General features: G+C 46.2%; 10 protein-coding genes. 5 read left to right on the top strand and 5 right to left on the bottom strand.

The window, feature by feature from the left end:
• The first annotated feature begins 215 nt into the window (after positions 1–215).
• Genes J7J62_09195 through nadC form a run of 3 tightly spaced genes read left to right on the top strand, consistent with a single transcriptional unit; the run spans position 216 to position 2881 of the window.
• Complete coding sequence (locus J7J62_09195; GenBank protein MCD6125328.1) at positions 216–581, top strand: response regulator; 366 nt, start codon at positions 216–218, stop codon at positions 579–581.
• Positions 582–588: 7 nt separating this feature from the next.
• A complete protein-coding gene (locus J7J62_09200; protein ID MCD6125329.1) occupies positions 589–2028 on the top strand; it encodes a glycosyltransferase family 39 protein in 1440 nt (479 codons plus the stop codon).
• A gap of 7 nt (positions 2029–2035) precedes the next feature.
• The gene (nadC, locus tag J7J62_09205) at positions 2036–2881 is read left to right on the top strand and encodes a carboxylating nicotinate-nucleotide diphosphorylase (GenBank protein ID MCD6125330.1); all 846 of its coding nucleotides are present in this window, start codon (positions 2036–2038) and stop codon (positions 2879–2881) included.
• Positions 2882–3065: 184 nt separating this feature from the next.
• Here nadC and J7J62_09210 read toward each other — a convergent pair whose 3' ends face one another.
• Complete coding sequence (locus tag J7J62_09210; GenBank protein ID MCD6125331.1) at positions 3066–5318, bottom strand: TonB-dependent receptor; 2253 nt, start codon at positions 5316–5318, stop codon at positions 3066–3068.
• 24 nt (positions 5319–5342) lie between these two features.
• Positions 5343–7121, bottom strand: coding sequence for an aspartate--tRNA ligase (gene aspS / locus J7J62_09215; GenBank protein ID MCD6125332.1), 1779 nt, complete (start codon positions 7119–7121; stop codon positions 5343–5345).
• A 129-nt stretch (positions 7122–7250) separates the two neighbouring features.
• On the opposite strand from aspS, the gene J7J62_09220 reads away from it, so the two are divergent.
• Positions 7251–10439 carry a hypothetical protein gene (locus J7J62_09220; GenBank protein MCD6125333.1) on the top strand — a complete coding sequence of 1063 codons (3189 nt, stop codon included), beginning with the start codon at positions 7251–7253 and terminating at the stop codon, positions 10437–10439.
• Positions 10440–10718: 279 nt separating this feature from the next.
• Positions 10719–11003, top strand: coding sequence for an HU family DNA-binding protein (locus J7J62_09225; protein ID MCD6125334.1), 285 nt, complete (start codon positions 10719–10721; stop codon positions 11001–11003).
• Between the two features lie 58 nt (positions 11004–11061).
• On the opposite strand, the gene J7J62_09230 is transcribed toward J7J62_09225, so the two are convergent.
• The 3 genes from J7J62_09230 to J7J62_09240 all read right to left on the bottom strand — a co-directional run bounded on the left by J7J62_09230 (position 11062) and on the right by J7J62_09240 (position 16576).
• Positions 11062–14835 (bottom strand): hypothetical protein, encoded by a 3774-nt coding sequence (locus tag J7J62_09230; GenBank protein ID MCD6125335.1) that lies wholly within the window; start codon positions 14833–14835, stop codon positions 11062–11064.
• Between the two features lie 14 nt (positions 14836–14849).
• A complete protein-coding gene (locus J7J62_09235) occupies positions 14850–15620 on the bottom strand; it encodes a T9SS type A sorting domain-containing protein (protein MCD6125336.1) in 771 nt (256 codons plus the stop codon).
• Positions 15621–15691: 71 nt separating this feature from the next.
• Entirely contained in the window at positions 15692–16576 is an 885-nt protein-coding gene (locus J7J62_09240) for a tetratricopeptide repeat protein (GenBank protein ID MCD6125337.1), read from the bottom strand.
• Positions 16577–16667: the final 91 nt, after the last annotated feature.

Genomic DNA, 16667 nt, shown 5'->3' on the forward strand with positions numbered 1-16667 from the left:
CGCCGGAAGAATTGGTCGGGACCGCGGGGGGTGAGGTAAAAAATACATATTGCGGATACCGTAGGGAAACGGAAACCGCGGGGGTGAGGTGAGAAAATTTTGGTCGCGGGGTAATAAATTAGCTTTTAGTGTTGATATTCCTTGCTTTACAAAATGGTATTTGATTTTTTGCGATTTTTCCTTAAATAATACTATGAATCCCAAAGGAGGCGTTGATGGCTAAAATTTTAGTTGTGGACGATGAGAAAAACATTCGCGTTCTTTACAAAGAGGAGCTTGAAAGAGAGGGCTATGATGTTATAACTGCCGCTGACGCGAAAGAAGCGCTTGAGATACTTGAAAAGGAAAAAGTTGACCTCGTTATACTGGACATAAGAATGCCCGGAATGCATGGGATAGATGCGCTCGAGAAGATGATCGTGAGGAAAAGAGACCTTGCCGTGCTGATAAACACCGCATACGCTGAGTATAAGGATAATTTCCTCACATGGCTTGCCGAGGACTACATAATAAAGTCAAGTGACCTGACCCAGCTTAAAGAAAAAATCCGTCAGGTGCTTCAAAGAAAAGGCAAAATTTAACCTTACAATGCCCAGGCGAGTCAGAAATTTTTTCCTGATAGCAGTGGCTATCCGATTCGCTCTTATCTTCGTAACGGACATAACCCCTCAGGAAGCTTATTACTGGAATTTCTCCCGCCACCTTGCCATCGGCTACTTCGACCATCCACCAGTAACCGCATGGACGATATGGTTTTTCACGAAAATTTTCGGCATAAACATCCTCGGAATACGATTCGGGGCATATCTTTATGGTCTGGGTGCGTTATGGTTTTTGTGGCTCATCGCTAAAAAACTCTGGGACGAGAAGGTCGCATTTTATGTGTTGCTTGCTGCTTTTGTCGTTCCGCTGTTCACGACTTCAGGGCTAATTTTCACTCCAGACCCGCCGCTCGTGTTTTTCTGGCTTGCTTTCACATACACATTCATCCTTGCTCTTGAGAACGGCAGGCTGACTTTTTGGGCTTTATCCGGAATCCTTTGCGGTCTCGCCATGCTTTCCAAATACACGGCTGCATTTCTTTGTCTGGGCGCATTCATTCTCATGCTTACGAGAAAAGAGTGGAGGAAATACTTCGTGACGCCGAAACCATATATCGCCGTCATATTATCAATTATCGCTTTTTCACCGGAGATTATATGGAACATGAATCATGGCTGGGCAAGTTTCCTTTACCAAAGCGCCCGCAGAGCACACGAACTCAGGCATCTCGACCTTGGTTACTTCTTCGGATACCTTGGAGCACAGCTTTTCGCCGTGTCGCCCATTTTTTACTATGGCGTCTGGCGGGAATCCATAAGTTCAATTCCCGGAAAGAGCCTCATAAAGCGCGTTATTCTTGCGTTTACCGTTCCCGCACTCTTTTTCTTCACCGCAGTGGCGCTTTTTTACTGGGTAAAACTCAATTGGCTTATACCAGCATATTTCATTCCAGTGGCGGCGTTCGTCGCCAATTCTGTTATAAAAGGGAAGAAATTGCACATACTGGGCACCATCATCGCTGGAACAATAACTTTTATCGTATTTCTTGCCATGATATTGCCCTTTATTCCCCTTTCTGGTGAGCTTGCATCCACATTCGGCTGGGAGGAGCTTGCTCAGCGGGTCGAGCATGACATGCTGGGAATGCCTGAGGAAACATTCATTTTTGGCGCTGAATACAAGGTCCCCAGTGAACTCGCATACCATCTTAGCGGTCGACCTGAGACTGTAGGCGGACATGTCATAGGCAAGCCGGGACTTCAATACGAGTTCTGGTGCGACCCGGAAACATTAATAGGCAAAAACGCTATTTTCGTCCTCGACCCAAGATGGGGCGTTTCCAGAAGAGATGCTGAAAAACTCATTAAAAAGTATTTCGAGAGGGTGCAGCGAATGGAACCATTAAGAGTATATCGGGGGAAAACACGAGTTACCGTTTTCCAGATATATAGATGCTTTAATTATAAAGGTCCAGAAAAAGAATAGGAGCAATATGGAACTACCAAAAGGTTATATATCTAATGTCGTTCGTAACGCGCTTTCGGAAGATATAGGCAAAGGCGACATAACCACTAATTCTGTCGTTCCGAGCGGCATCAAAGTAAGAGGAGAGTTTCTCGCAAAATCCAGCGGAGTGATATGCGGACTTTCATTTGCTGAAACCGCTTTCAGAGTTCTCGATGAAAACATCAAGTTCATTCCCAACATTAACGACGGAGACAATGTTACCATGGGACATATCATAGCAACAGTTGAGGGAGAAGCGAGAGCAATCCTTTCCGCTGAGCGAAGCGCACTCAATTTTTTGACGCACCTCTCGGGAATAGCTACATTAACGCGAAAATTCGTTGATGCTATCTCAGGAACCAAAACAAAAATACTCGACACCCGCAAGACCACCCCGCTTCTTCGACTCGCCGAAAAGTATGCGACTTATTGCGGCGGCGCACAAAATCACCGTATAGGGTTGTACGATATGATTCTCGTTAAGGATAACCACATCGCAATAGCCGGCGGAATAAAAAATGCGCTTGATAAGATTTACTCTCAAGGTAAACCGAAAGTACCCGTTGAAGTCGAGGTTACCGATTTAAAGCAGCTTGAGACAGCGCTCCTGTATCCTGTCGATAGAATCATGCTCGATAACTTTTCCGTCGAAAAGGTCAGAGAAGCAATCAAACTGCGAAATAAACTTGGCAGGAATATTCCATTCGAATGCAGCGGTGGAATAACGCTCGAAAACATTCGCGCATACGCTGAAACAGGAGTCGAATACATATCCATAGGCGCGATAACCCACTCAGCGCAAGCATTGGATATATCGCTTGAAATCTCTTGAAATAAAATACCGATGAGGATGGCAATCCGTTGTCACCGGGGCTTTATGTTTACATAATAACGGTTCATGGTGAACTTGTTTGCGAGGGAACTGTCACGCTGGCGAGGTAAGAGATGAAATAGTAAAAACCTTAGCTCCTGTGGTGCCCAAGGTCCCGCGGTATCCGCGATTAAATCCCCCACAGTCAAAATTTTACGCTCAATCCGAATGTCGGGAGCAGAGGGAACATTCTTATAGCTTCCCTCTGAGGCTGACCCTCCTCGTATGGGTCGTAATAATTTGAATAATAATAGGCATAGATATTCTTTCTGTTGTAAACATTCAGCACCTGCAAAAACCATTCCACTCTCATTTTGCCGTATTCAGCGTGCTTGTAAATCCCAACATCGAGCCTGTGGTATGGTGGAACGCGTTTGTTGTTATATCCGCCGTAATAATACCGCATTTCCCGCCAGAAAGGGTTGAAATCCGAACCGTTAAGATAGGGCATAACGAACTTTCCTATCGGTTCAGTGTAGGGCATCCCGGTGGTGTAAACCCAGCCCAGAGACAATGTATAACCTTTGCCAATGTTCTTTTGAAGGAGAATGTTGACCTGATGCCTCTTGTCGTGTTTGGGATAAAATGGTTTCCCACCAGCAAACTCCGAAAACTTGTTTATAACATATCCGTGCGAATACGCTACCCACCCCTTAAAACCTTTCAGGTCGAATCTTGCCATCAAGTCAACTCCAAAACTTTTTCCCTCCCCCTGATCGAACATCTTCCAGAACACATCGGTAAAATAGGCTTTGTGGCGAAGAACATTGCCGATACGCTTGTAGTATGCATCCACCGTTATAGGAACGCTGGGAATGTGCTCGGTTTCGATGTGAAAAACCGCATGGTCAGCCCACATAGGCTTTATTCGCTCGTCCGCCATTACCCATGTGTCAAAAAGCGATATACCCATTTCCTCGAATTTCGGAACCGACATTATAAACTGGTAATACCGCCCAAGCGCAATTTTTGCTCTCGTTTTTTCATCGATAGTCCGCTGAATTGAAAACCTCGGCGCGAAAAGCTTGTAATGCCCCAACCAGCTGTAATTAGCCCTTAACCCCCCTGAAACACGCCAGAGCGGGGTTATTCGCCACTCGTCCTGAATGTAACCCGAGACAAGATATGTTTGGTGAAGCCAGCTCCATAGTCGCCCCCCGAAATCAACCACATCAACCCTGTTTTGAACCGAAAGTCTTTTAGCCACACCACCATACTCTATCGTATGGTTACCTTTAGCCAGCATGAGGTCGGCTCTAAGCGTTAGGTCTCTGACAAAATCGTGCATTATCTCAGAACCTGCCCCCTCAAACCTATCGTCGCAATCACTATAAGCTAAAAGAAAGTTGCCGAAATGACCATGCCCAAAAACATGCGAATAATTTAGTGAAATCGTCCAATTGCCCCACCCAAGAATGACCGTGTCATCCTCCTCAAGGTCAAATAAATCTTTACCGTAATATCCTGAAATTGAAATTTTGTCACCGTTGGGAAGGTCCATCGTTACTTTAGAGTGAGCGTCAGTAAAGTGGTATGGAACTTTCTCCGCATCGAGGATATTAAGTTTTTCCATAGCAGCAGTAATTATGTCAAAATATGTGCGCCGAGCTGCAACCATCCATGTGCCAAAATTACAAAGCGGTCCCTCAAGAAGTCCATGAGTGGAAAGCAAACTCGTCATAAACATTCCATGGACGGAATTTCTATTGCCTTCTTTGTTTATCACCTCGATTACCGACCCGACTCTTCCACCCCACCGCGCAGGAAATCCCCCTTTCACGAGGTTTACTTCCTTTATAGCATCGACATTAAAAGCGGAAAATACGCCCCCGAGATGATTAACATTGTAAACATCTATCCCGTCGATGGTTACAAGATTTTCCGAAGGCACACCTCCCCATATGTAGAGCGCCGATGAGAAATCGCTAACTGTTGTCACGCCTGGTAAAAGCTGAAGCGAGCGAAAAAGGTCTGGCTCAGCAAGCTGTGGAATATCCCTTACAGCGTTATGGTGAACTATTATTTGCCCAACATTTATCGAGCGTTCGCCGAGGTCCCGTCGTCCAAGAACTACCAGCGATTCCCCAACTTCAACTGCAGGTGACAATTTTATATTGAGCCTAAGTTTTTCATCGCTTCTCAGAAAGAGCGATACTCTTTTTTCTTTGAAGCCCACATATGATACCACCAGCGTATGATGCCCCGCAGGAATACCATCGAGAACGAAAAATCCCTTGAAATTACTTGTTGTGCCAAATTTTTCCCGCTCCAAATAGATATTAGCGAACGCCAGCGGCTCACCAGAGATACTGTCCTTAACAAAGCCAGAGATAGTCGCTCCCGAAGAAAGTCTGGTGACAATAAGAATTAGAAGAACTATTTTGCTTAATTTGCTCATTGAGAATATCAGTGGTGGCGGAGACTAAACTTCCTCGTTCTTGTCTATGATTTTTATTCCCAGCTCTTCAAGCTGTTTGGGGTCGACTTCCGCAGGAGAGCCATCCATAAGAGATTGAGCTGCAGTAGTTTTTGGGAATGCTATAACATCCCTTATGGACCGTGCACCTGCAAGGATCATGCAAAGCCTGTCAAACCCGAAAGCTATCCCGCCATGTGGCGGAACCCCATAGCGAAAAGCCTCCAGAAGAAAACCAAATTTCCTCTCAGCTTCATCGGGACCTATACCTATAAGCGCAAAAATCTTCTTCTGAAGTTGGGGGTCATGGATTCGTATGGAACCGCCAGCGATTTCAAATCCGTCCAGAACGAGGTCGTACGCGTTGGCGCGAACTGACAGAGGGTCCGTATCAAGTTTTGGTATGTCCTCCGGCACAGGTGATGTGAACGGATGGTGTTTTGGCGTTATGCCCGTAGGGCCCTCTTCGCTCGGCTCAAAAAGCGGGAAGTTAACGATCCATAATGCCTCGTGGCGACTTCTATCAACCAAATCAAGCTCGTCTGCAAGCATCTTACGCAATCCACCCAAAACCTTGGCGGCTATATCTGCTGAATCCGCTACGAAAAACAACATGGAACCGTCCACGAGCTCGTCTCCGCAAATTTCGGCAAGTGTCTTCTTGAAACCCTCGCTTAAGAATTTAGCCACCCCGCCCTCGAACTCGCCAGCGGAAAACTTCATCGTGGCGAGCCCTTTTGCACCCCATTCAACAGCGAGCTTGGTTAGCTGGTCTATTTTCTTTCTCGAAAACGAAGCGGCTTTAGGTACTGGGAGAACCCTCACGACACCCCCACCTCTTGCCACATCCTCGAAAACTCTAAACCCACATTCTGAGGCAATGTCTGTAACATCGTGAATCACAAATGGAATTCGTGTATCGGGTTTGTCAGTTCCGAAACGAGCCATAGCTTCTTCATACGATAGCCTTGGAAGTGGTAAAGGCAGCACATAGTCTATGGTCTTAAGCATAATGTGTGAAAGAAGCCTTTCGGAAAGGTCCATAACATCCTCTTTCTCCACGAACGACATCTCTAAATCTATTTGAGTGAATTCAGGCTGTCTGTCCTGTCTGAGGTCTTCGTCACGGAAACATCTCGCGAGTGAGTAATACCTGTCAAGCCCCGCAACCATTAAAGTTTGCTTGTAAAGCTGCGGTGATTGAGGTAGAGCGTAGAACTTGCCGTGCCAATTGCGACTCGGAACCAAGAAGTCCCTTGCACCCTCGGGTGTGCTGCGAACCAGATAAGGCATCTCAATCTCTACGAAACCCTCTGAATCGAGAAATTCCCGCGTTGCTGAAGCTGCTTTATGCCTTATGATGAGGTTGCGTTGCATAACGCGTCGTCTGAGGTCAAGATACCTATAACGCAGTCTCAGTTCCTCGCTGGCGTTAACATCATCCTTTATAACGAAAGGCGGAACCTCGGAGCGACTTAATACAGTTAACTCTTCGGCAATTATTTCTATGTCACCTGTGGGCATTTTCGGATTTCGCGCCTCTTTGGGACGGAGAACGACTGTTCCAAGGATAGATACCACATCCTGTGAACGAAGCGATTCCGCATTTTCGAGCAGTTCCTTGTTTTTCGGCTGGAATGTTACTTGCACATCGCCATATCTATCACCCACTACCACGAAGAGCACCCCTCCAAAGCTCCTTTTGTGCTGCACCCAACCTGCTATTCTAACCTGCATGCCAGCGTGCTCGCGCCTTAACTCGCCACATTTATGCGTTCGATACATATCCTTCTCCCTGATTGCTTGAAAATAAACACATACAGCTCAAAATCAATGTAGAAAATTTGGGCTTTATAGCAAACTTTTATTCCGTTTCAGTTGCGCTTAAAACTTTTTTGAGCAAATTTTTACTGTATGCTAAAAGTTATTAAAATAATCCTCGTTTCTCTTATTATAGCTTCTTCCTGCGCGCAAACACTTCGATTAATTCACTCCGATGTGCTGGAATCAATCGACGGAGGAAAAGTTCTTATACTTACGGGCAATGTTCACCTGCGTTACAAAACTCAGGATATAAGAAGCGATAAAGCTCGCTGGTTGAAAGAGAAAGATTTAGTTATACTTTTCGACTCCGTTGTAGTAACCGACACGAACTACACTATAAAAGCCGACACGGTGAAATTCAGACGAAAGGCGCGGCGGGCATTAGCAAGTGGAAACATCGTTTTCACAACCGAGAAAGGAAGGGTAATAGTTTACGGTGACAAAGGATTTTATGATGGGAAAAAAGACATAATTTCGGTGACCGCAAAACCTCACCTTTTCTGGATAGACACGAGTGGTGCTAAAATCGAACTTCGCTCCCGCATACTAATTCACCTCGTTGGCGAGAAAATCTCCAAAGCTTTCGATTCCGTTTATGTGCTCATAATCCCGAAAGACACCAACAAAGCCCCAATAAAAATATTCTGCGACTCGCTCGAATTCCATCAGAAGGAGGATGTAGTGAATTTCTTCGGGAGTGTAGTGGTTAAGCAGGAATCACTGACGCTAAAATCTTCAGCGGGCACATTTTTCCGCAAGGGCGATAGTATGATTTTTGCAGGCGATGTAAGAGTTATCGACCCGCATTGGCGTCTTTGGGCTGATACTCTTACTGTGAAGTTGAAGTCAGAGGAGATACGATATGCACGCGCTATCGGAGCCCCCCATGGAGTCTGGCACGACCCAAAAGATTCCCTACGGCTAACTGAGGACAGTCGCTTCTCATCTGATAAGATGGCATTCACTATATCTAACGGAAAATTAACCCGCGCTGACCTTATCGGCGGCGCAAGAATCGAATACTACCCCGCACCAAAGGATACTGCGGTTAGGGAAATGCACGAAGCTGTGGCTGACTCGATAGTTGCTATGTTCCCCGCGGGAAGAATAGATTCCGTTGAACTTTGGCGAGGAGTTATAGGAACCTCAAAAAAATTTGAGCGTGGGAAAATTGATTCGATATCTTACTCTGGCAACATGCTTGCGCTATCCCGTTCAAGACGGATTCACCTTTACGGAACCAATCCGAAAGCTTTTGTCCGATATCATGACCTCATACTTTCCGCGGCACAAATTCACTTCGACGGCGAAAACGACACGCTTATGGCAACATTCCTCAGGCTTCCAGATTCAGACTCACTCATCGGTGAACCATTCCTTCGCGAAGGCAATGACTCACTGGTGGCAAGAAAAATTGTCTACAATGTGAAAAATCGCAGGGGGAAACTTTACTACGGTCATACTGGCACGGAGAAAGGGTATTTTTGGGGCGACTATGGCGCAAAGGCTTCCGGCGATACATTCTACATAGAAAATGCTAAATTCACCACATGCGAACTTAACCCACCACATTACCACTTTTTCGCCTGGCAGCTTAAATTAATCCCGCGGGATAAAGCTATCGCCCGTCCCGTTATAATGTATGTGGGTGAAATCCCGGTTTTTTGGCTGCCCTTTATGGTCTTTTCGGTCCGAAAAGAGCGCCATTCCGGTCTTCTTAACATTAATGTGGGCAAATTTCAGAAAGGTGAGCGGTTCGTAAGAAACCTCGGCTATTACTGGGCACCGAGCCAATACTGGGATATGCTCATAGCCCTGGATGTGGACGAGAAAAGCGGGGTGGTCCTAAAAAGTGGTGTCAACTACGCGTTAAGATATCATTTTTCCGGAAACATTTACGCATCATACAGTATATCTTCGCGTAGAGATTGGTATGAGGGCATCGACAGAAAAAAGCACTGGGAAATAAGAGCATCCCACAATCAGACTCTAAGCCGAAGGGCAAGGCTTGTGGCAAACATATCGATGGCGAGTGACGCATCGTTTATATGGCGCACCCACGAGGAACTTGAGGCGAGGACTAATAAAAGCTTGCGGTCGTATGCTGCTTACTCTCAAGGTTTCGGTGGCGGAAGCTTCAACCTTTCATGGGAAAGGACGCACGACCTTATAAACAATGTCGTGACATCGTATCTTCCAAAACTTTCGTTCAGGCTTTACTCACGCCCTATATTCGGCGACGGCGAAAGTTGGTTTAACAAAATTTACGGTGACCTTTCAATGCTCGCAGTAGGCTACAGCAGAAAAGATGCAGTAGCAGTCGAAAGGCACAAAGGAGCAAGGTTTTCGGGACGAATTTCCGCGCCCATAACATTCGGTGACTACCTCAAACTTACTAATTCTCTTAATCTTGAGGCTACAGTTATCGACCGCGCGCGCGATGGCAAGAAATTTCCGTTTATCGCCAGCTATTCGCTATCAGTCGGCGCAGCAACCGACCTTTACGGTAATATCCCACTTAATGTGGGAGCCGTAAGATTCTTCCACCATATTGTGTCGCCAAAAATCTCATTTTTTTACTCGCCAGAGGTGAAAGGTGCGGAAAGATTTTACTCCTTCGGCGGAATAAGTGCGCCGTATTCATCAAAAAGAGCTGGAATAAGCTTCTCACTGTCACAACAATTCGGTTTAAAAGTTGCCGATACCACAGAAACGATAAGGCGAGTTCACCTTTTTACGATGAGCAGTTCGGGGTCATACGATTTCCTGGCTGAATATCGCAAACTTTCCGACCTATCAACCGCAATAAACGCACGGCCGACAAGCTGGTTTTCGATCACAGTAAGCATGACTCATTCGTTCTATAAAAGCGCAGCCTCCATGAAACCCGATGCCTTCGCTATCAAAAACATAAACGCCAACTCATCCGCAAGGTTTACTTTTGGGATACCTTTCAAAAAGCCAATGTCGGGGAGAGTCTCCGTTTCACACTATCTATCAAGGAATCTCGAAACCAATTCGACCACGCACTGGTTCAGGGCGAGCGCGCAAGTTCCTGTTACTCCAAAGTGGCAATTTAGCTATTCGCTTTACTATGACCTAAAAAATATGACGAAAATATCCGACGAGGTGCGCATAACACGCGACCTTCACTGCTGGGAGCTTTATTTTGTGTGGGTTCCGAGCGGAATAAGCGCTGGCTATTATGTTAGACTGAGCGTCAAAAAGTTGCCCGAGATAAAAATAGAGCGGACGGTCGGAGCCGTTAGATGGCGTTGAAAACGGTCATTTTTGGTCGTTTAAAATTACGAAAACGAAAAAAATTTAAATTTTTTGCCCAGAAATGGCTTTTTTATGCATTTTTTCGATTTTTTCTCTTGACAAAGTATTGACACTACAATATTCTTGCGATGAAGAGGCATAAAAAGCCCGTTGTTATGCGGGTTTAGAGGGAAGGTGTAGTGAGCTGTGGATGTAAAATAACTTTACTAAAAGCGGAAAATAATGACAATCAATCGATTGGTTGTGTTCGTCAAACCCAAAAAAAGGAGGTAGGAGATGACGAAGGACGAACTGGTAGCCAGAGTAGCCAAAGCGGTAGGATTGCCCAAGGCGAAGGTTAACACGGTGATCAAATCCACGCTTGACGAGATCGCCAACGCACTCAAGAAGGGCGAGAAGGTTAGCTTCGTCGGTTTTGGCACATTCATGGTTGCTGAGCGCAAGGAGAGAGTCGGCAGGAATCCGAGAACCCGTGAAGAGATAAAGATACCTGCCACTGTGGTGCCGAAGTTCAGACCTGGTAAGACCCTGAAAGAGATGGTGAAGGCTGCTAAGAAGTAAGTTTGTTGGCTTCTGGCGCTTGTTGTGGAAGCGGGGGCTTGCCCCCGCTTTTTTTATCCTATCGCTTAACTACTTTGCCCCTAAAAATCTTCTCGACTGGGTTGCCGAACTTTGTGTGAAGTGTTAGTTTAAGGACATAGATGTAAATGCCCCTGCCAAGTTCTTTCCCTGAGCTGTTCCTGCCATCCCAGCTTATATAATCAAATGTCTCAGTGGTTGATTTGGTTAGTTTTCTTATCAAGTCGCCAGACGGCGCGAATATGAGAAGTTCAGCATCCGCGTATTGAACATCGTCTCCTGCGAGTGCGAATGTGAACTTTACCTCATCGCTAAACGGATTGGGATATGGAACGACGCTGTAAACATCGCCCTGACAGGGGTCGAGCCAGAGGTCGACGCATTTCACGGAAACATTGCCAAGATTATCCCATGCCTGCACGCAAATTGTGTGACCACCGTATTCGACATTCTCGAAAGTGTAGGTGGCTACAGCTTGCGTTGGGTTGTCCCGGGCGAAAACCAGAGAAGATGATATATCGACCTTGTTCTCAGGTGAATCGAGCTGCAAAATTACTTCTTGCCCGGGCTGCGTGCCCATATTTATACAGTGCGAATCGGAAAAGTAAACAGTAACAGGCAAATAGCCATCCGGGGAGCATACTGTTCCTCCGTCAACGAAAACATCGCGGTCGAAAGTTATTCGTATCTCAGGGCCTGTCGTATCGCTTACCGTGACTGATTCAGAGGGTTCCGCGGGAACATCAACGAGGACACCTGACGCGTCGAGGGTTTCTGAATAGCTGTATGCATAGGCAATAATTCTGTAGCCGGACCAGCTCGAAAGGTTTTTGGGAACGAATATCGGCAACTCGAAGTGCCCGTTTCTAACCGTAGCAACGCCTGAAAACAGAATCTTTCCCTCCTGAATGTAATCGACGCTTCCCACTCCCGCTACAGGTGAATCATAGTGCTTGTAGTATCGTGGACCCAAAAGGAAAATTTTAGCCTCGCCGTCAAATGGAACTGCTACATCGCCCGATATAGTGACCCATTGCGCTGCTTTAAGAGTGTCAGGTTCCATTGATAAGGCTATTTCGGTGTACGGAAAGCCGAGAGTAAGAGCGGGGTCGCCAAAATAGATGTACTGCGCATCGTGAGAGGGATAAAGTTCCGTCCTTGATGCCACCAGCGCACCAGCTATCGAGAGCGAATCTGTGTAGAAAAGGTATCGTACAATTCTTTTGCAAAGGTTAAAATTGCTTCCAGCGAAAGTTCCTCCAGTAGCGGCTATTGTGGCTATCGCGCCGCTTTGGGGCTTCCTTATAAGCTCTTCTGTCATGCATTCCTTACCGTTTATTTTGTAGAAACGCGACACCTCACATGAAAATGCAGTTACGAGCGACGGCATTCTCCAGTTTTGCCACTTTGGCAGGTCGGCGGGGAAATTCTGAAGTCGCTCATGCGCCCAGAGGTGATAGTTTCCGTGTCCTATCCAGTTAACCCATAAAGCGCCATCGTTCACCTTTCTCATTAACGCCTCTGTAGCCTTGGGCTTTCTTAGAGATGATGTGCGGGGATAGTCTATAAGATAAAGAGGGTCAGCTATGGAGCGGAGAGGTAGGTAATTCGATATTAAGTCGCTCGTGTTCCTCGTGTAACCGAGATGGTCGTTTCTTCCGTCGTCACGATACTCATCATCGGCCGCGGGGACAGTTCTAATCCGCCACTCACCGTAGAACGGAGCTTTCGTATACTTAATGGTTTTATCCATCACATCGTTGAGCTGGAATTGATTTTTCACCGGTATTCGCCCCGACATAAGCTCAAAAGCTCTGTAAACATTGTCCGTTATGGTTGCATAGAAAGCGTCGCTGTAGTTTGATGCCATAACCGCAGGCGGAAACAGAATCGGCTCGTCGGTAAGTTTATGCTTAAGGTCGAAGTGCCCATCACCGACAAAAAGCACATACTGAGGTTTTGGGGGAAGAGCGACATTATAGGCGTAGCGAATGAAGTTTCTTATGGCGGTAGGGTCATACCTTCCGAATGCGAACTCGCGCATTATACCCTCAAGCGGCACTATTCGCACCCTGAGTCCTTTGTCGCGCCAAAGCTGGGCAAGCAGGGACGGGTCAAGTTCACGGGGTGTTATAATAAAGTAGTCAAAATTCAGAGAGTCAGGATTCGAAAGCCAGAACCCCTCCTCGAAAACGCCTCTCGGCAATTCTTTTATCGCTGCACGCTCAAAGACGACATACTCCTCGCTCTGGATTGTGTCGTTAAACGCCAATGAATCGAGAATGTACGGGACCACTTCAAGAAGGCGTGTTTGCCATATGTTCGAAACAGCAAGGACAAATGGAATCTCGGAAAATCCGGATAGAACATAACTCCTTGGACCCGCATCTATGTTATTCGTGTAGAAATGGAGCATGTGTCTTGTGGGTTTGAGATTAATCTGGTATGCGATCTCTACTTTCTTTATCTGGACTGTAGCATTGTAAACAAGCCTTATCTCGTTGTTTCCAGCTATGAGGTTATCGATATTTGGTCCTGTTTCCACGCCGTTGCACAATATCCTGTATGGCTCGGGTGTAGCGATGAGTTTTGCCTGATCGCCGCTATGGATTCTAATGCGCTCATCGTTGAGGAACACAGTAAGGTAGTCCTCGATTTCGCGCCAATACCACCCTTTATCGTAATCGTAGTTTTCGTCCTCGCCATAATGAACATATGTCCAACCCCAATTTGCTGTGTCGTTGCCTGCTGGGAGGCTTGCTGGCGTTAGCCTTTTTGGCAGCTGCTCAAAACTTCCTCCTAACGCTACCCACACAGAAAAGCTGTCGCAATAGGGACTATCATGCCAGAGTGGTACGCCTAATATTGCGCTCCAACCACGAGGACCCATGTTATAAAATATAAGCGAATCAAAGTCGTCAAAAACATGGCCACCATCACCGATACTTATCGCAGGTATCTCGCGGAGTTCCGGGAACTGAGCGGAGAGGTTCGGTGGCTGAACTCCGGGCAGCGGAGAAAAAATCCTTATGTCGTCGGGTCCAATACTGTCAGGATTAAGGTCATGCGATAACAACCAATCCCGCGTTATCGCGAAAACGCCGCCCTCGCGAAGCGAAACCCTTATCCATTTGCTTGCTTTTTCAAACGGTGGGCGAGGAAAAACCAAAGTATCAAGGAATCTCATGTATCGTGCCTGCTCATAGTTGACCAACAAAGCCCTAAAAATTCTTTCATAAGCACCCTCATCAACAAATGTCCCCGATGGAGTGAAATTAATTTTTATCCTGAGACTTTTTATTGGGACAAGGGTATTGTCGAAAGGATTGTATTTAACGGGATGAACCACGAGTTTAACGATTCTCTGGGAACGCAAAAAGCCATTATCGATCGCTTCAACAGGTTTTTCAGGTAACGCGAAACGGGCGCGATAGAACTCATCTTTTGGTGGCATGGGCATCGTAATTATGACATTATTTTCCCAATATACCGAATCAGCGGGAACAACTGGCGCTTCCAATTTTATTTCATCAGCCCATTTGGCGGTGTAGTCGAGCTTAAAATTGCCGTCTGGCGGAATGCCAAGGACATATACATAAACGGGCAATTTCGGCGCTCCTGCGGAAATTTCATACTGGCAATGCTCGTCCATAAAAAGCGCTGTGAACTTACCGTGCGGAGTTAGGACGGAAACAGTGTCTGGCGCGGAAAAAGAAAGTTCAAATTCAAATCCATCGGAAAGCGCGTTTTGTGAAACGATGGCTGGAAAAGAAAGCGATGTCGCCACGAGTATTGAAAGAAAAACTCGCAGCATTAATGACCTCCTATCTATTTAATGTAAACGAACGGTGTTACGATTCCTTCATCCTTTATTATGGCGAGATAAACTCCTGAAGGAATGTTTTTAGGTCTGAATTTTGCCTTTCCTCTTATCCTGATTTCTTCCACTACTTTTCCGTCAAGAGCCAGTATTGCAAGCTTCTTGGGCTCAGGTGAATTTATAGCTATCGTGCATTCATTGTTGAACGGGTTGGGAGTGATAGTTAACCGCAATTTTGTGCCGTCTGAATTGCTCTCGCTGATGTGCGTGATATCCCTGTATAAAAAGTAGATGGAACTTTCGCAGGGGACGCATATGCTATCGAGGTCGTCTATTGATGCAGCCGTGCGCCATACTGAATCTGGGGGAAAGGTGTCTGATACCACGAACTGGAAGAATCTTGGGTATCCTATCGAATAAGGGAACGAATCAGCTTCCCAGACGACGCACACTGACTCGCCAGGTTCATCCCTGAAGCGTAGGCGCCAGAGGTGACTTACTGGTATTCCTGTGTCCGTTTCAGCCCTCAAGTCAACCCACAAATACCTTGCCGCGGAATCTCCCTCAAAGTATGGGAAGAAACCGCTCACAGGTGGAACTGGCACGGCTATGTCAATGAAAGGGTCATAACCATTTGTTGCGCATGTGTCAACGCCAAAATAAAGTGTTACGGGGAATATCGAATCCATAGATGACGGGTAAAATCTTACAGGTATTCGCCAACCAGCAAAGCACGAGTAAGATATGGCAATCAATATTGTTGCAATTTTAATAAACATCGAAGTTAAAATATCCCTTTGGCAAAATTAATCAAGCCAGATTTTAACGGGGGGACTTTAAGTTTGACGCATTAATGACCTTTTGCTCCATCGGGGACCTGATAATCGGGCATCTGGGCAATAAAAGCCTTGTAGCCCTCAAGGAGATAGTGCTCCGCCGCCTGTTTATCACCAATCATTTCGTAAACTCTTGCCATCATATACCAATGCGTCGGTTCCTCGGGCTGCAAATCTATCGCTCTTCCGATGTAGTCTATGCCGCGCTCCGCATCACCATCCTCGGCGACCAAACCTCCGAGCATAGACCACGCCATGGCAAGTTCAGAGTCAAGCTCAAGAGCCTTAGAAAGCGAATCTTTGGCTTTTTGCCGCATACCCTGTGCAAGTTCGCTTAGCCCGAGATTATAGTAAAGGAAGGGAAGCTCAATCCCGAGAACTTTTGCAAGCCCTATGGCGTGTTCGAAGGATTCATGCGCATGCTCAAACTGCTCCATCTCGTAGTAAACTTTCCCGAGGTCGTTCCACACATCCCATTCGTACACCTTGTCCTCGTTCACAAGCATCGAGAGTATCTTGTATGCCTCCTCGAATTGCCCTCGCTCTATAAGTATTGCTGCTTTAACCCTGTCAGCTATGTCATCGGCGGGGTCTATTTCAAGACCACTTAAGAGGAATTGCTCCGCTTCGTCAACGCGATGTAGTTTCGCGAGAGCCAATGCTATCTGAAAGTGTAGCCTCGCCACATCAGGTCTTTTATCAAGTGCTGCGCTGAAAATCCTTAGGGCAGAATTATAATCAGCCTTGTGCATCTTAATTAAGCCAAGCATGGATAGGACATCCGGGTCATCGTGTCTTTCGTAAAGCAATGCTTCAAGCAAAGGTTCAGCCTCAGAAAGCATGCCTTTAACATAAAGTTCCTTAGCCTTGCCAAGTATTTCATCGAACTTCTCAGCCATGATTGCATCCGCTCATGATGAACTGTTAGAATATCGATTTATTCCATCTTTTCAAGGGATTTATTGAGGGTACCAAAAACCATATGAAATC

It is taken from the genome of bacterium (assembly GCA_021159335.1).
Taxonomy (GTDB): Bacteria; UBP14; UBA6098; order B30-G16; family B30-G16; genus JAGGRZ01.